The sequence below is a fragment of the Pseudobdellovibrionaceae bacterium genome, from assembly GCA_019637875.1.
GTDB lineage: Bacteria > Bdellovibrionota > Bdellovibrionia > Bdellovibrionales > Bdellovibrionaceae > JAHBUW01.
The window spans coordinates 1-15,589 of sequence record JAHBUW010000007.1 but is presented as its reverse complement, the minus strand read 5'-3'; the positions used below and the strand labels follow the sequence as shown (position 1 = coordinate 15,589).

Genomic DNA, 15,589 nt, shown 5'->3' with positions numbered 1-15,589 from the left:
CCCACAACCTGCCGATAATAACTTCGACGTAATAGGAACAAGTCCGACCAGGAAGGTTGACGATGAACTCACGGAACGCTCTTTACCTCGCGGTACTTTACATTTCATCCCCTCTTCCCGCGCATGCGGCGAACTCTTATCGCCTGAACGCGTCCGCCTCGAACTTCCAAGTGAAGGAATTTTCGATGTGTCGCGTGCTTGCGAACTCGTCCAGTAGTGACTACTTCGTGCCGACCCGGACCTCGACCGAGTGGAGCGCCTTCCTGGATCACCTGCCCCCCGGAGTCACCGCGAACAACTGTTGCCCCGCAGGTTACGTCCTGGCCCCGGCCAGCTCCAGCAAGGGCACGACCGAATTCTGCGTAATGAAGTGGGAGGCCCGCGATGTCGGCGGCGTCGCCACCGCGACGTCCAGTGGATCGCCTTGGCGATTCATTTCGAAAACCGACGCCGTGACCGCCTGCTCGAGTTTGGGCGCGGGCTATTCGCTGGTGACGAACGACCAGTGGACCGGGATGATGCGCGATATTGAAGGCGTCGGCGCGAACTGGTCCGGCGGCAGCCGCAAGTCCGGGTGCCTGTTCACCGGAAACTGGGGCTTGAACAACGCCTGCGGATACGACGGCGATCTGCTCGAAGCCGGCGAAGCCAATACGAAAGCCCGGTACACGTTCTCGAATGGCCAACAGATCTGGCATTTGAACGGGAACGTTTCGGAGTGGGTCCAGGGAACGATGTCCACCGCCTCGGCCAGCACGGATTCAAGTTACTACCTGGCCTCACGTGCGGACGGTGGCTACGCGAAGATGAGCGCGCCCGACCGGGCGAACTTCGGCCCTCTCCATGACGACTACGGAACCGGTTGCGGCGGCACTGACGGCACCATTCACGGAAACTGCGGCGTCGGTTACTTCCGCATCACCAACGGTCACGCGCATATCACGCGCGGTACGGAGTCGGGCGACAATCGCTGGGATGGCTTCACCGTCGAAACCTATGCCGATCCGGACGGTCTGCCTTGGGTGGGCTTCCGCTGCGCCTACTTGCCTTAAAACTTCAGATCGCGAATCGAGTGGCAGGTATAGCCGCCGGGATTTTTCTGCAAGTACGCTTGGTGATAGTCCTCGGCTTTGAACCATTTGGTGAAAGGTTTGATCTCGGTGGTCAGGGGCTTCTTCCAGGCCTTTGATCCCTCGACCCGCGTGAAAACCTTCTCGGCCGCAGCCCGCTGCGAATCGTTCACGTAGAAAATCGCCGAGCGGTACTGAGTCCCGATGTCGTTGCCCTGCTGATTCTTCGTGGTCGGGTCGTGGATCTTGAAGAAAAACAGCAGCAGCTCTTCGTACGAAAGTTGTTTGGAGTCGAAGTCGACTTTGATCGACTCGGCATGGCCCGTGGTGCCCGTCTTCACCAAGCTGTAAACGGCATTGGGCGTTTGCCCGCCAGTGTACCCGACCTCGGTCTTCGTCACGCCCTTGTGCGCACGGATCAACTCTTCCATTCCCCAAAAACATCCGCCCGCGAGGTAGGCGGTCTCGGCCTGCGCCGAAAGACTCCCCAGCAACAACAATATATAGATGATCGTTTTCATAGCTGGGGTTTTACCCCCTCCTCAGGTCGGGACCAAGTCCTGCCGCGCGCGGGCGTCCAGTCTTTAGACAGGCGTCAGGCGTGCCCCGCCCACGGCCCCACACTCCCGCCTCAGAAACGACGAAGAGGCCTTCCGGCGGCCCCCCGTTTGCCCTTTCACCCATCGATGGACTTTCTTCGCCGGCCCTTCGTTTTACTGAGTCTTCTTGTGGCCCCCACCGCGTTTGCGATCCCCTACACGCGCTTGCCGATTCCCGAGAAGAAGGCTCTCGCGATTCCCGTCGTACATAACGGAACCGCGGTCCCTACTCACGACCGTATTCGGCCTTCCGTCGTCGCGATCGAAGTCGAACTGCGCGGTGAAACTCGGCAGTGTTCGGGCTTTCTGATTTCACCCCGGCATATTCTCAGCGTCGCCCAATGTTTCTTTCCGGCGGGACGCACGACCGATCAGGCCCAACCCGAACACATCCGCGTGCGCTGGAGCGACCCTTCGATTTTGGAAATCGAGATGCGCCCCGAAGCGATCAAGATTCATCCAGGTTATCTGAAAGCGCCGACGCGCGATGCGGGCTGGATCGGCTCGACGATGAAGGTTTCGAACTTCGACCTTGCGCTTCTGAGCTTCCCGGCGGGATTCAGCGGAAACGCTCGGCCCTTCCCCATCGATGCGGAAGGGATGAAGGTCCCCACCGACTACCGCGTCCGCATTTACGGGATGCGCGGAGCCGAGCTCACCAAAGGTGAAATGCTCGTGGAACGTCAATCCGCTGAAGAGAAAGTTTCGATGCTGAAAATCGACGATATGAATCCACAATCGCTGGAGTCCGGCGATATGGGCGGCCCGGCGCTCACGATCCGTCCCGACGGCACCTCGGTGGTGTGGGGTTTGCTGGCGGGTCAAGACACCACCATGCGTGGTCAACCGACCAATGCTTACGTCATCCAGCTGCAAGGCCATATCTACTGGCTCATGAACCAAATGCAGTCCGAGTTGAATTCGTGGCTCGCCCGCTCTTTCGAAAAACAAGTGCAAGTCGAAACGCCCGCGTGCCGTCCCAAGGTGAAAACTCAAGGTCGCAAACAGAAAATCCCCATTCCCATGAAACGTCCGCGCAATCCCGGCTCGCTCGTTTCCGTCGCGGGTGCACTTCGTTCGGCGGTTCCCGCTCCGGAAGAGAATCCGCTCCTTCACCGCGTGGTCATCATGGGGAAAGAGGTTGAAAAAGAAAGTCCTCTGCTGAAGTCGATGGTTTCGATCACGAATGGCGCGAACAATTGTTCCGGGACATTGATCAGTCCGATTCACGTGCTGACCGCGGCCCACTGCTTCAGCGCGGACAATACGAAATTCCCGGGCATGGTCCGCGCGCGTTTCTACCGAAACTCGCGCGACATCGTACTCGAAGTTCCCGCCGTGCGTGTTCGTCCCCACCACACCTACAAGGACTACCCGACGAATCCGGACGGAACCTTGAAAAGCTCCGACGAGCAGTATCACATCTCGACTTTCACGGACATCGCCATCGTGACGCTGGAATCGCCAGCCCCCGCGCCCTATGAGCCCATGTCCATGCTTCCCTACGATCTGTTCGTCAAAGCCGGCGATAAAATTCATATCGCGGGCACGGGCCGCGACAGTCTGACCGATAAATCCTCTTCGCTGAAGATGAAATCCACGACCATGATCATCGCCGACGGTGGACGCCACAATTCATGGCGCCTCGTGCCTGACGGCAACGGTGGCGCGATGCCCGGGGACTCGGGCGGAGCCGCTCTGCACTTCGACAACTCGGGCCGTCCCTATTTGTGGGGCGTCATCATCCAGACCGCGGTCGATGAACAAGCCTCCAAGCTTTACCACAGCCGCGTTCTACCGGTGTTCAACCAAAGCGGCTGGGTCTACGAGTCGATCCAGAGCGACCTCTTCGACATCCAGAGCGGCACGCTCAAGCCCCGCATCGAAAAAGTACGCACGCCGATTCGCGATTGTCCTTAAACGGCGAAACCCGCGGCCGGAGGGCACCGCGGGTCTCTTGGAACACAGACTTTCTCTCCGGACAATTAGATGAACATCATACCGATGCGGGCCACGGTGCCGACGATCCCCAAGATCGTCGACCAAGTGCCTCCGCCCGAATTTGACGAATTGTTCGCCGCGGGCGTTTCGCCGGTGACCGGCGTCTGCGTCAGATTCTGACCCGACAGACCTTGCAGGAAGGCGTTCAAAAAGTTTCCGGCGCCCCCTTGCAAAGATCCTTCGCCCGTCAGCATATTGATCGCGCCCGAAATACCGGTCGTCACCGCCTGCATGAGCGAACCCAACCAATCCGAGCTCGCGCTCCCCGCCGTCACCGCACCCAGAACGTTCGTCACCAAGCCGGTGAGTCCCGACAGCGATCCTTTACCGAGGGAGTTCAGCACCGTCTGGAAGAGATTCGTGGACATGCCAGTCTGACCCAAGCCGGTCACGACCCCACCCGCCAAAGTCTGGACCAGATTCTCGAGCCCCATGCTCGACAGATTCGACTCTGACAAACGCGACAGCATGGAACTGATCAAGTTATTCGAAACCGAAGTGATGTTCGACGAGGTCACGCCCGACTGGCCCAGGCTCGAGAACAGCGCATTCGTCAGCTGCCCCAGCAGATTCGACGGCGCCTGCTCGCCCGAGACGTTCACGATCGAATTCAAAATGCTGTTCGCCACCGACGACAAGATATTGGTCAAACCCGCCGTATTTCCCAACTGCAGGGCCCCGATACCGAGGGTCGCGCCCTTCACGATCGCCGGAATCAGTGCTTCCAGGTTGTCGCTTTGACTGACACCCGATTCTTCGAGGCTCATTTGGGTCGTCGCCAAAATCACTTTGATTTGCGCGTCGGTCAGATTCAGATTCTGCGCCGACTTGCGAACCATCGTTTTATTCTGCGTTGATCCGCTGACCACCTGACCACGCAAATTGCTTTCCAGATCCGCCATCATGGCGCCGGCCTTCGTTTGCACCGCTGGAGCCTCGCGCTCTTGAGTGATTTCATTCGCGCCCGCTGCCGCCACGTCGCCGGCGTTGAACGCCCGCGGATCCGCGCAGCCCGCCATCACCATCGCCACCATCACGAAACCGATCATGATTAAGTTCTTCATCCTGAATCTCCGTTCGTTAGAAAATTGCTTCAACGAAATCAGATTACCGATTCAGTTTCGAAAACGCGGTGAAGAGAACCGGAAAGACCGGTGAATGAAAAGTTCCACGACAAGAAAGGAAAAATCCCCGTCGAGAAATTTGGCGAACGCGGACGACTTCGGAAAATTCCGGAAAAAAGCGTCGCCCGCTTCGTCATCCCGGGAAAGCCCCGTGAATGCGCGGGCGAAAATAAGTTCTCAAATTTAGATTCGGTTCCAGGTTTCGAAGCGGTAGTGCGGGGTTTCGGCCGTGGGTGGCTGAGTGTTCGTCGTTGCGGGGCGAGTTTCCGCAAGGCGGAACCCTCCTCCCGACTCGAACTCGGGGAAGTGGGCCGCTCCCTGATAGTCGCGCTCGATCCGGGTCAGGTAGATCTTGTCCACTAGGTGCAGGCTTTGTTTATAGATCTCGCCTCCGCCGACGACGAAGACCTCGCTTGGCCAGGTGGGCACGAGCGTCTTCGCGAAGTCGATGGCTTTGTCGATACTTTCGACGATTTTCACCCGTTCGTGCTCGTAGCGGTAATCGGCGTTCCGGGTGATTACGACGTGGTAGCGGCCCGGTAGGGGCTTCCCCAGGGACTCGAAAGTCTTGCGCCCCATGATCATGACGGCGCCCTTCGTGGTGTCGCGGAAGAACTTCAGGTCCTCGGGAAGGCTCCACGGCAGATCGTTATCCACGCCGATCACGCGGTTCGCGGCCATGGCGGCGATCGCCGTCAGCTTGATCGGCGCGGCCCCCGTCATACGGCGACCTCGCCTTTGATCGCCGGATGGGGATCGTAGCCTTCGATCGCGATGTCCTCGAATTTGAAGTCGAAGACGTTCTTCACCGCGGGATTCAAAACCAGTCGAGGGAGAGGGCGATGTTCGCGGGTCAATTGCAGCTTCGCTTGTTCAAGGTGATTCAAATAAAGGTGGGCGTCGCCCAACGTGTGGACGAAATCACCGACCTTCAGATCGCAGGCCTGCGCGATCATGTGCACGAGCAGCGCGTAGCTCGCGATGTTGAAAGGCACGCCCAGGAAGACATCGGCGCTGCGTTGATACAGCTGACACGAGAGTTTCCCCTGACTGACGTAGAATTGGAAGAAGGCGTGGCACGGCGGCAGCGCCATGCGGTCGACGTCGGCGGGATTGAAGGCCACCACGATCATGCGGCGGGAATCGGGATTCTTTTTGATCTGCTCGATGACGTTCGAAAGCTGATCGATCTGGCGTCCGTCCGGCGCTTGCCACGAACGCCACTGCTTTCCGTACACGGGCCCGAGGTCGCCGTTTTCGTCCGCCCATTCGTCCCAGATGCTGACTTTGTTCTCTTGCAGATAACGGATGTTCGTATCGCCCTTCATGAACCACAAAAGTTCGTGAATGATCGAACGCAGGTGCAGCTTCTTCGTCGTGACGAGCGGGAAACCCTCTTGCAGGTTGAAGCGCATTTGGTAGCCGAATAGGCTCAATGTTCCGGTCCCGGTACGATCATCTTTGCGGTCGCCCTTCTCGAGAATGTCGCGCATCAACTGATGGTAAACTTCCATGGATCACCTCTGCCGCCAAATTGCCATGCACGCGGGGCGCAGGGAACCAAAGACTTGATCGAACTCATATTCCTAATGTTATACGTTATCCATGGAACGCATTCCCATCCAGTGGTGGCAGGCTTTCGTCGTTTTTCGCGAATCGGCGGACATGACCGAGGCCGCGCGCAAGCTCGGCCTGACTCAACCCGCCCTCTCCAAGCAGCTGAAATCCCTGCAGTCCCGCGTGGGGCAGCCCCTGTTACGAGGGGAAGGGAAACGCCGCGTTCCCACGGAGTACGGCGAAGCCCTCTACGTGGAATTGCAAAAGCGCTTCGCCGGTCTGGAGGAGGATGTGCGGGACGTCACGCTCCGCCACCTGCAAGGGGCACCGCCCCGCGTCCGCATCCATGGGCGCCGCGAAGTCTTGGATCGCCTGATCGCCGGGCTCTCAACGAAGAGCACGCTGGTTTTGCACGAAGCCGGTCATGCGGAAATCCGCAAGGCCATCGAGGCGCGCGCCACCGACATCGCGATCGATCACCTCGCGCCCGATTCCGACCAGTGGATCGCGCGGCCGCTCTTCGTCGAGAGCTTCGAGGTCTGGATCCCGAAATCGTTTTTGCCGCGACGGCCTTCGGAGGAGCGGGGCTGGGAGGCCCTGCAAGATCTGCCGGTGGTCGCCTACCGTGAGCACGATGAACTTCTGGAGCAGGCCGCGGTGGCGCGGGGCCTCGATCCCCGGCGACTGCGGATCAGCGGGATCACCGGCAACTACCAAAGCCTGCGCGAGTGGGTCCGGGCGGGTCGCGGCTGGGCCGTCCTGCCCGCCTATCTGGCCGAGGATCCGGGCGTTTGGCGCCTGCCCATCCCCGCGAGGACGCTCCCCAGCCGGGAATTCTTTGCCATTTACCGGCGAGAACACGCCAAGGCCCGCTGGCTGCGGGAGACCTTGACCGAGATCCAAGGGGCATTTAGATCCTGACTCCTATATGGAAATCCGCGATCCGGTCCACGGGACCATTCATCTGAGCGATGCCGAAACCACCGTCCTCGATACTCCCGAATACCAGCGCCTGCGGATGATCAAACAGCTCGGCTTCTCCGAGTTCAGCTTTCCCGGGGCGACCCACAACCGGTATCTGCATTCCATCGGCGTCAGCCACATCGCGGGTCTCGCGTTCGATCACATCTTCCGGAGTTATACTTTCTCTTCCTCGAAGGTGCGTACCGCCTACCGGGACATCTTAAAGATCGCGGCTTTGCTTCACGATGTCGGTCACGGGCCCTTGTCCCACGCCATCGAAGAGGTCATGCCCTCCGTCGACAAGCTCCAGGTTAAAATTTACGAGCACCGCGTCCGCATGGCCGCGCAGACCGAGCTTTTGACTCCCGAGGGTGTGCCGCGCGCCACTCACGAAGACTATACGATCAAGTTCATCACCGACTCTCCGCTCGCGAAAACTTTGGAGCACGTCTTTCCGCATTTCGCGCCCGCGCATGTCGCGTGCCTGATCGACAAGTCGCTGCTCGCGCCCGACGATTTCTTCTTCGACAACGGTTTGGATTTCCGTCCGATCCTGTCGCAGCTCGTGAGTTCGGAGCTCGACGTCGACCGCATGGACTATCTGGAGCGCGACTCCTACTTCTGCGGCACGAACTACGGAAAATTCGATTTGCACTGGATGCTTTCGAATCTGACCATGCATCAGGTGGCGGGTCGCGTGTACATGGCGCTGAACCGCCGCGCGCTTTACACCTTCGACGACTTCTTGTTGTCGCGTCACCATATGCACTTGATGGTCTACTTCCATCACAAGAGCATCATCTACGAAGAGATGCTGATCCGTTACCTGAACTCGCCCGACTGCACGTTCTTCGTTCCGGCCGACATCAACGAGTACGTGAAGTACACCGACTATCGTTTGTACGAACATCTCGCGAGCGTCGACAACCCGTGGGCACAGCGGATCTCGAAGCGCCAGCCCTACCGCGTGCTCGTCGAGCTTCACTCGACGGAAGAAAGCAAACGTCCCGAAAATATCGAGAACGCCCTCGAAGAGCGCGGCATCCACGTTATCTGGGCGAGCTCCAAAGCGCGTTTGTCGAAGTACCACGCCGGCACGGCCGAAGATAAAGCGTCGCCGATCTACGTGGTGGACCAATACGACCGTTGGGACAAACCCGCTCCGGTCGACCAATCCACCGAGATCTTCCACAAGTACGAAGGCACGCGCATCATCGACCGCCTCTACGTCGAGCCCGAACAATTCCGCGACGCCGAACGCCTCCTCGTCGAGAAGCGCCTGTAGGAAGGTAGCCGGGGGCGCCTAGCCGCTCACTTGTTGAAACGCGACGCTCCTTAAAGTAGCTGCGACTCCAGTGGATTTTCCCGGCGGCTCGACTTCACCGGTGGAAGCTTGAACTCACGCCGCATGAGTCCCTTTCGAATCGACTCCCATGCCTCTTCATCCGTGGGCCGATTGAGCCAGTCCATGATTTGCTCGGTTCCCGCGTCGAAGAGGAGAGTGTCATCCACGACCGGAAGTGGGAGCGTGGAACGCCCAAGTAACGAATGCAAGGTCGAGAACTCATAGTCTTCGACTTTTTCATAGATCCCAGCTTTGACCGGATTCCGATAAACATACTTATAGATATTCTGGAAATGGTGGAATGAGCCGATTCGTGAACGGAAAATCCGAGTCCCGTAGACATGATTGATTCGGTCGGACTCATAACCGATCACTCGACTTGTTTCTCGAAGAAAGTAATTCATCGCCGCACTCAAATTCGCCTCCGGAAAGCTTGCGACGAGGTGAAAGTGATTATTCATCAATACGAACGAATGAATTTTAACTCCGAAAACCATGTGAATCAGATAGAGATAGTCACAGAGGACTCGCCACACGGCCGACGTCGGCAACGCGAACCAGTCGCGATTGTTAGATCTTGCGCAGAGATGATAGGGGACCGTGGAATCGCACTCGAACTTTCGTCTAGGCATTCCATCGGCAAAAGCAAACGCCGGACCTCTGGAATTCCTCCTATCTTCGCTTTGAACAGGTCTTCAGTCCGTATTCCGAACGGAAGCGGCTACCTTTTGTAACGAACTGCGTTTCAACAAGTGAGCGGCTACCTCCGATAAGTTCCGTATGCTTCGGATGCTTTTGGTTTTTGCGTTCACGGTGATCATGGGGAGTTTCGCGCACGCTTGGAAGTTTGAGCTTCATGGCGCGGGCGATGGCGTGATCGCGTTTGAGCAGACGGCTGGGGAGTGGCGGTTGAAATCGCCGGGGCGTAAAGAACGCTGGATCCCGATGCCTTGTGGACAGACTCTGTGGCGTGAATTTGAGGATGAGTTCAAAGAGCGGATCGAGAATACGCCGCTGCGCTGGCCCGCACGTGCGGATGTTCCGCCGCGAGTGGAGACGTTTCGCCTTGTTTGGAAGGAACGCGATCTGTTCATTCCGCGCGGAAGCGATCTGGGGCGCTGGCTCGCGGCGCTTCCGGATGAAGTGGCCGTGAAGCGCACCGAAGAGCAGATTCTTTGCCGTCGGGGCGTGAAGTGATCGCGCTTCTCTGGATCCTTTTTTTCGGAGTCGGCGGTTTCGGTCACGGCGGTCACGGCGGACGCGGCGACCATGGCGTCGATGCGGTTGAGAAAATCGAGAAATCCCAAAAGGTGCTCGAAAATTTCGGTGGCGGCATCACACCCGCCTCGGGCTATTGTCCGGACTGCGCGGCGCAAGCCCATCCCGCGGAAAGACGGACCGCTTGCGCGAAAGCGATTTGCGACAACAAACCCACTCAGCCGTTAAACGATATCGAGAACGATGCGATCCGCAAGGCTCCGCAGGTCGAAGTGCGGGCGGAAGCCGCGAAACTTGATGCGATTCTGAAAACCTGGTGGTCCGAGAAGGTGAAAGAAACCCAGGTCGCGATGGACGCGCTCCGGAAGTTCAATGGGACAGCGAGCCCCGAGCAAAAACGCCTGGCCGCCTTCAGCCGATTTTTCTCTTCGATCGACAAACTCGAAACCCACAGGCCCGAGATGGCCGGCCGGGTGAATCTTAAGATCACCATCGACGCCGAAAAGTCCGCCGCCCAACTGCGCGATCTCTCCTACGAGCAAATCGGCGCGCTGAAAGAGATGGCAGAAGAGTTCTACGCCCGTCCCTATCAAGAAAGCCTGCAGATTTCTTCCTACCCTTTGGAAGTGGTCATCAAAGAGAAGTATCCGAACATGAGCCGCCTTCAGTCCTTCCAACGCGAAGTCGAGATCACCGAGAAGGCCCTGCGCGATCTCGAAGCCAATCCCGAATTCAAAAACTACGCGGTCGCACTGGGCGCCGCGAATACGCGCCAAGAGATCGACTTCCCCGCTCTGGCGAAAGAGCAGAACCCCTCGGATGAACAGTTCCGCGCTCTCATCAAGTCACGTGGAAACCTGCATCTGCTACGTGAGGTGATCGACCGCGAATCGCCGATGTCGAAGCTCGCCGCGAAATTCGATACCTCGGAATTTTTCTCGGCCAAAAATCGTGAACGGCAGTTGGACCGCTTGAGCGAGAACGCCAAGCAACTAGCCGACGTCCGACAACGTGAACGTGCGCAGGATCGTTACAAGGCCCGCTGCCTTGCGCGGCTCACCTACGCTTTACAGGTGCTGCCGAACGAAAAGCAGATCACGACGGCAGAGCAAAACGCCCAGGCCGCCATCGGCGTCATCGAGAATAAGATCCTGCCCAAGTTTTCGCAGCCGACCCGTGAGGCCGCGACGCCGCGTCTGCGCTCCACGCGTTTCACGTTTCCGCCCACCGCCGAAAAGTATCGCCGCAGCTTCAACGACTTCTTGGATCAGACCGCGAAGGTCACGGCCTCGGAAAATGGTTTTCAAGGCGACTACGCGCTCGCGCAGGCGCTGACGCCTCAACTCAGTATCGACGAGCGTCTGGGGAATTTCTCGGGTCAGTGTGACCATCCACAGTTCACGCAGCGGATGGTGAGTGATGCGAGCTACGGCGCGAACGGCTCGATCCAAGTGGGCTGGGGTTCGACGCGCGATCCGCAGTTCGGACGCTTCGTCCTGGCCCACGAGTTGGGGCATCGGCTGAATGATATCTTCGACCAGATCCAGATGTCCGGGCATTCCGCCAAACGCCGCGGCGAGATCCGGATGTGCCTGCAAGCCCGCCACGCACTGGACGGCCGACCGGCGGACAAATACCTCAGCGAGGACTGGGCGGACTGGATCGCGTCCGAAGTGGCCGGGACCATGGGTCCCAGTCCCTGGTGTTGGCGCATCGATTTCGGCGGACTCGCCGATGGCAGCGAGCAGCTCAGTCTCATCGATCACTCGGGCGACGACGAACACTCCACGCCCTTCTTCCGATTAGTGCAGATGCACCGTCAGTCGGGACGCACGCTGCCTCCGGGTTGCAAACAAGCACTACTGGAGCAAAACCCGATGATCGCCGAGCACTACGACTGCGGTCAGCCTCCGCCCGCGCTTCCCGCCGGCTCAGGAAGCCTCCGCATGATGCCCACCGGAGGAGGGACCGGAGTTCCGGTCTTAGGAGTGCCGCTCTCCGCGCCGAGTGGTCGGTAGGCGGAGGAGAGACCTCCCGCCCCATCCGAAGAAAAGCGCCACCGTGACAACGTGAAAGACCAGGAGTTCAGTTTGCGGACCGAAGACGTCCGCAAACGCGCCATAGGCGATGAGCTGCGACAATGCCACGATCAGAAACGCCCAGGCGCCCCAGCTTTTCCCTCGCCACAGACCGATGGCCGCGACCACGTCCGCGAAGAGCAGAAACAGGATCCAGATTTTCCAAACGGGCGACATTTCCGAGAATGTCAGTCGCAGGTCGAAAACATCGGCCAGATGTAAAACCGCTCCGATGAAATAAAAAACCGCAAGGACTCGAACGTAAATGAAGAGTCCTCGCGGTCGACTTTCTAACGGGCCGCGTTTCAACAAGTGAGCGGCTACCTTTCGATGATGACCGCGATGCCTTGGCCGCCGCCGATGCAGGCGGAGCCGAGGGCGTATTTGCCGCCGCGGCGGGCGAGTTCGTAGACCAGGTGGTTCATGATCCGCGTTCCGGATGCGCCCAGCGGGTGACCGATGGCGATCGCGCCACCGTTGACATTGGTGCGGTTGCGGTCGAGGCCCAGCTCTTTTTCGACCGCCAGGTATTGGGCGGCGAAAGCTTCGTTCACTTCGACGAGATCCATTTGGTCGAGCTTCAAGCCCGCGCGCTGGAGCGCCCGGCGCGAGGCTTCGGCGGGGCCGATGCCCATGATCTTCGGATCGCAACCCACCGAGGCGTAGCCCACGATGCGTGCGAGGGGCTTCAAGCCCTTTGCTTTCGCGAAGGACTCCGAGCACAGGAGCGAGGTCGCCGCGCCGTCGACGATACCGCTCGCGGTCGCCGCGGTGACGAGGCCGTCTTTTTTGAAGAGCGACTTCATCGCCTGCAACTTTTCGAGAGTCACGTCGGGCTTGGGATGTTCGTCCTTCGCGATTTCGACGACGCCCTTTTTCGTTTCGATTTTGTAGGGCTTCATCTCGGCCGCGAAATAATTTTTCGCGGTGGCCTCTTTGCAACGTGACTGCGAAAGCAACGAGAACTCATCGCACTGCGCGCGCGTGATGCCGTACTTTTCGCCGAGGTTTTCTGCGGTGATGGCCATCGGGATGCCCGCGTACTGATCGGTCAAAGAGGAGTTCAGATAGTCTTCAAGCTCGCCGTTCCCCATCCGGATCCCGCCGAAGCGCACGCCGCGCATGACGTAGGGAACTTGCGACATCTGCTCGACGCCGCCCGCGAGCACACACTGGCTTTCGCCGGTTTGAATCATCTGGACCGCGTTCACCCACGACTGAAAGCCGCTACCGCACAGGCGATTCACGTTGTACGCGGGAGTGTGGATCGGCAGTCCCATTTTCAAAGCCACGTGACGGGCCAGGTAGGCCGCCGCCGAATCCGACTGCGCGACGTTCCCGATGACGACGTGATCGACGTCTTCGGCTTTGAGGCCCGCCTGCTCGAGAGTTGAGCGCCCCGCCGCCACCGTCAACTCGGCCGCCGCGACGTCTTTCAAGCCACCGCCAAAAGCACCAAAAGGAGTGCGTTGTCCGGCCACTACGACGATTTTTTCCATAGGCAAACCTCTCTGAAAAAGTTAAGGAAGACTCCATCACCTGGAAGCGTTCAAGGCAAGGAGTCCCGCATGAAAGTCCTGGTCCTCGGTCAAGGCGGTCGCGAGCACGCGATCGTGCATCGGTTGGCGCACTCCCCTTCCGTTACGGAAGTTCACGTCGCGCCGGGGAACTCGGGCATGAAGCGCTATGCCTTGTGTCACGACTTCAGCTGGAAAGACCAAGAGACGCTCATCCAATTCTGTCTGCGCACCGAGATCGAAGTCGTCATCATCGGTCCCGAAGATCCTTTGGTTGCGGGCGTCGCGGACGCACTTCGCGAGCGCGGACTTTTGGTCGTCGGCCCGAGCGCCGAAGGCGCGCGGCTGGAAGGTTCAAAAATCCACGCGAAAGAATTCATGACCGACGCGGGCATCCCGACCGCGGCCTATGCCATCGTCGACACGGTCGAAGGAACATTGCAAGCGGCCGCAGGCTTCACGCCCCCTTATGTTTTGAAAGCCGACGGCCTCGCGGCCGGCAAAGGCGTCGCGATCTGCAAAACGATCGAGGAGTTGAAAAACGCGGCCACCGATTACTTCGACAAAAAAATCTTCGGCGCGGCCGGCGAGCGCGCGCTGCTCGAACAGTTCACGCCGGGCTGGGAACTCAGCTACCTGATCCTGACCAACGGCACAGAGTCGCAAGCCTTGCCGATCGCGCAGGATCACAAACGCCTGCTCGACGGCGACGAGGGCCCCAACACCGGCGGCATGGGCACGATCGCGCCGATCCCGATCGATCCCTCGCTGCGCGAGCAGATCGAAAGCCGTATCGTGCAGCCCACGCTGAAGGAACTCACGAAGCGCGGTACGCTCTTTCGCGGTTTCGTTTTCTTCGGCATCATGGTGACGCCCGAAGGTCCTTCGCTCCTTGAATACAACACGCGTTTGGGCGATCCCGAAACGCAAGTGATCCTGCCTTTGATCCAAGATGACTTCGGTCTGCTGATGAAGGATCTGTCGCGGGGAAAACTGCGGCCACTCAACTACCGACCCGTCTCCGCCGCCTGCGTGATTCTGGCGTCACCGGGTTATCCCGACGCCGTCAAGAAAGGCGTCGAAATCCGCGGCGACATTTTCGAAGAGACGGACCAGCGCTACTTCCTGGTGGCCGGCGCGCAACAAACTCCGCAAGGCCCCTGGGTCACGGACGGCGGCCGCTGCTTGTGCGCGATCGGTCTTGGCGACAATCTGAAGCAGGCTCTCGACAATGCGTATGCTCAGTCCACCCACGCCAAATGGGATGGACAACTCTTGCGCCGAGACATCGGCAAGAAATTCCTGACTTAAGCGACGCTTCTGATCCCAACCGCGTGGCGTGCGTCAGCGCCCCTCGTCCGTCACCGAATAGCCTTGGGCCCGCAGACCCGCGAGCAAACCGGACTGGCCCAGTAGATGTCCCGCACCGACCGCGATGAACTCCGCGCCCGGCTGCTGGAAGATCGCGAGCAGGCGGGCTTCATCGCCCGAGCGATAGGCCGCGTCCGTCAGGGGCTGCGCTTTGATCAAGTCGGTTTCGATCACCAGCGAGGCCGAGGCCTTCGCAATCTCACGCAAGCTGGAGGGCAGCTCGGAGTAGTTCACGCCACTATGGATGGTTCCGAGCAGATGCGCGACCTTTCCGTCCTTTTCGATGCGGTAGAAGAACGGGCGCAGAGTCTCGGATCGAGTTTCCGAAACGGAAAGCAACAATCCCAGAAAGAGAACGAAAAAGATCGGTGTCTTCAACCGCATGATTTCTCCCTTGTCTCGATGAGTGACGTCGATCTTCTAAACTCTGGGCAGATCAAATCGTCAACTGACAAAGTGTTGAATATCGCTGCGGAATCGCCGTTGGAGTCCCGAATAACGACGCGATTTTGTCCATTCATTATTCTTTCGCAATTCTAGAAAACCCAGTTGGTCCAACTGTTTTCACCTGGCCCAAACCTCGCAATAAGAGTCTAACAGAACATCACGATGAACACGTTTCGCTACCGTGACGACGACTGAGATGATTCAACATATTGTTCGCGAGTGCTACGCATCCAACGACGACACGACAACAACATCCCGACACCACAGCACCCGCGATGGGGCCCCGAGAGGGGCCCCGA

General features: G+C 58.9%; 15 protein-coding genes. 7 read left to right on the top strand and 8 right to left on the bottom strand.

Features of this window, described 5'->3' with window-relative positions; translation table 11 throughout:
- Positions 1 to 62: 62 nt before the first annotated feature.
- Positions 63 to 1,052, top strand: a complete 990-nt coding sequence (locus KF767_09930; GenBank protein MBX3018196.1) for a hypothetical protein — start codon at positions 63 to 65, stop codon at positions 1,050 to 1,052.
- Here the strand turns inward: KF767_09930 and msrA are convergent.
- A complete protein-coding gene (gene msrA, locus KF767_09925; GenBank protein ID MBX3018195.1) occupies positions 1,049 to 1,591 on the bottom strand; it encodes a peptide-methionine (S)-S-oxide reductase MsrA in 543 nt (180 codons plus the stop codon). The genes KF767_09930 and msrA overlap by 4 nt on opposite strands.
- A 165-nt stretch (positions 1,592 to 1,756) precedes the next feature.
- Between msrA and KF767_09920 the strand changes: the two genes are divergently transcribed.
- Positions 1,757 to 3,589: a trypsin-like serine protease gene (locus tag KF767_09920; GenBank protein ID MBX3018194.1), complete on the top strand. Its 1,833-nt coding sequence runs from the start codon at positions 1,757 to 1,759 to the stop codon at positions 3,587 to 3,589.
- Between the two features lie 65 nt (positions 3,590 to 3,654).
- Here KF767_09920 and KF767_09915 read toward each other — a convergent pair whose 3' ends face one another.
- From KF767_09915 to KF767_09905, 3 genes are all read right to left on the bottom strand, one after another.
- Entirely contained in the window at positions 3,655 to 4,734 is a 1,080-nt protein-coding gene (locus KF767_09915; protein MBX3018193.1) for a hypothetical protein, read from the bottom strand.
- Positions 4,735 to 4,977: 243 nt separating this feature from the next.
- Positions 4,978 to 5,517, bottom strand: coding sequence for a dihydrofolate reductase (locus KF767_09910; protein MBX3018192.1), 540 nt, complete (start codon positions 5,515 to 5,517; stop codon positions 4,978 to 4,980).
- On the bottom strand, positions 5,514 to 6,308 hold the full coding sequence (locus KF767_09905; protein MBX3018191.1) for a thymidylate synthase: 795 nt from the start codon (positions 6,306 to 6,308) through the stop codon (positions 5,514 to 5,516). Before KF767_09905 ends, KF767_09910 begins: the two co-directional genes overlap by 4 nt.
- 91 nt (positions 6,309 to 6,399) lie before the next feature.
- On the opposite strand from KF767_09905, the gene KF767_09900 reads away from it, so the two are divergent.
- Entirely contained in the window at positions 6,400 to 7,272 is an 873-nt protein-coding gene (locus KF767_09900; GenBank protein MBX3018190.1) for a LysR family transcriptional regulator, read from the top strand.
- Between the two features lie 7 nt (positions 7,273 to 7,279).
- Positions 7,280 to 8,599, top strand: coding sequence for an HD domain-containing protein (locus KF767_09895; GenBank protein MBX3018189.1), 1,320 nt, complete (start codon positions 7,280 to 7,282; stop codon positions 8,597 to 8,599).
- 50 nt (positions 8,600 to 8,649) lie between these two features.
- Here KF767_09895 and KF767_09890 read toward each other — a convergent pair whose 3' ends face one another.
- Positions 8,650 to 9,291: a transposase gene (locus KF767_09890; protein ID MBX3018188.1), complete on the bottom strand. Its 642-nt coding sequence runs from the start codon at positions 9,289 to 9,291 to the stop codon at positions 8,650 to 8,652.
- 148 nt (positions 9,292 to 9,439) lie between these two features.
- Here KF767_09890 and KF767_09885 point away from each other — a divergent pair, with 148 nt between their 5' ends.
- Both KF767_09885 and KF767_09880 read left to right on the top strand, forming a co-directional pair.
- Positions 9,440 to 9,856, top strand: coding sequence for a hypothetical protein (locus KF767_09885; protein ID MBX3018187.1), 417 nt, complete (start codon positions 9,440 to 9,442; stop codon positions 9,854 to 9,856).
- The gene (locus tag KF767_09880; protein MBX3018186.1) at positions 9,853 to 11,895 is read left to right on the top strand and encodes a hypothetical protein; all 2,043 of its coding nucleotides are present in this window, start codon (positions 9,853 to 9,855) and stop codon (positions 11,893 to 11,895) included. The genes KF767_09885 and KF767_09880 overlap by 4 nt, the downstream gene beginning before the upstream one ends.
- Here the strand turns inward: KF767_09880 and KF767_09875 are convergent.
- Together KF767_09875 and KF767_09870 are read right to left on the bottom strand one after the other, a co-directional pair.
- Entirely contained in the window at positions 11,860 to 12,132 is a 273-nt protein-coding gene (locus KF767_09875) for a hypothetical protein (protein ID MBX3018185.1), read from the bottom strand. The genes KF767_09880 and KF767_09875 overlap by 36 nt on opposite strands.
- A 143-nt stretch (positions 12,133 to 12,275) precedes the next feature.
- Positions 12,276 to 13,454 carry an acetyl-CoA C-acetyltransferase gene (locus KF767_09870; protein MBX3018184.1) on the bottom strand — a complete coding sequence of 393 codons (1,179 nt, stop codon included), beginning with the start codon at positions 13,452 to 13,454 and terminating at the stop codon, positions 12,276 to 12,278.
- A 69-nt stretch (positions 13,455 to 13,523) separates the two neighbouring features.
- Here KF767_09870 and purD point away from each other — a divergent pair, with 69 nt between their 5' ends.
- Positions 13,524 to 14,783: a phosphoribosylamine--glycine ligase gene (gene purD / locus KF767_09865; GenBank protein MBX3018183.1), complete on the top strand. Its 1,260-nt coding sequence runs from the start codon at positions 13,524 to 13,526 to the stop codon at positions 14,781 to 14,783.
- A 33-nt stretch (positions 14,784 to 14,816) separates the two neighbouring features.
- On the opposite strand, the gene KF767_09860 is transcribed toward purD, so the two are convergent.
- Positions 14,817 to 15,227, bottom strand: a complete 411-nt coding sequence (locus tag KF767_09860) for a TraB/GumN family protein (GenBank protein MBX3018182.1) — start codon at positions 15,225 to 15,227, stop codon at positions 14,817 to 14,819.
- Positions 15,228 to 15,589 lie beyond the last annotated feature (362 nt).

Coding starts and splice junctions, on each gene's coding strand:
- KF767_09930 (MBX3018196.1), top strand. CDS start 63: ATGAACTCACGGAACGCTCTTTACCTCGCGGTACTTTACATTTCATCC.
- msrA (MBX3018195.1), bottom strand. CDS start 1,591: ATGAAAACGATCATCTATATATTGTTGTTGCTGGGGAGTCTTTCGGCG.
- KF767_09920 (MBX3018194.1), top strand. CDS start 1,757: ATGGACTTTCTTCGCCGGCCCTTCGTTTTACTGAGTCTTCTTGTGGCC.
- KF767_09915 (MBX3018193.1), bottom strand. CDS start 4,734: ATGAAGAACTTAATCATGATCGGTTTCGTGATGGTGGCGATGGTGATG.
- KF767_09910 (MBX3018192.1), bottom strand. CDS start 5,517: ATGACGGGGGCCGCGCCGATCAAGCTGACGGCGATCGCCGCCATGGCC.
- KF767_09905 (MBX3018191.1), bottom strand. CDS start 6,308: ATGGAAGTTTACCATCAGTTGATGCGCGACATTCTCGAGAAGGGCGAC.
- KF767_09900 (MBX3018190.1), top strand. CDS start 6,400: ATGGAACGCATTCCCATCCAGTGGTGGCAGGCTTTCGTCGTTTTTCGC.
- KF767_09895 (MBX3018189.1), top strand. CDS start 7,280: ATGGAAATCCGCGATCCGGTCCACGGGACCATTCATCTGAGCGATGCC.
- KF767_09890 (MBX3018188.1), bottom strand. CDS start 9,291: ATGCCTAGACGAAAGTTCGAGTGCGATTCCACGGTCCCCTATCATCTC.
- KF767_09885 (MBX3018187.1), top strand. CDS start 9,440: ATGCTTCGGATGCTTTTGGTTTTTGCGTTCACGGTGATCATGGGGAGT.
- KF767_09875 (MBX3018185.1), bottom strand. CDS start 12,132: ATGTCGCCCGTTTGGAAAATCTGGATCCTGTTTCTGCTCTTCGCGGAC.
- KF767_09870 (MBX3018184.1), bottom strand. CDS start 13,454: ATGGAAAAAATCGTCGTAGTGGCCGGACAACGCACTCCTTTTGGTGCT.
- purD (MBX3018183.1), top strand. CDS start 13,524: ATGAAAGTCCTGGTCCTCGGTCAAGGCGGTCGCGAGCACGCGATCGTG.
- KF767_09860 (MBX3018182.1), bottom strand. CDS start 15,227: ATGCGGTTGAAGACACCGATCTTTTTCGTTCTCTTTCTGGGATTGTTG.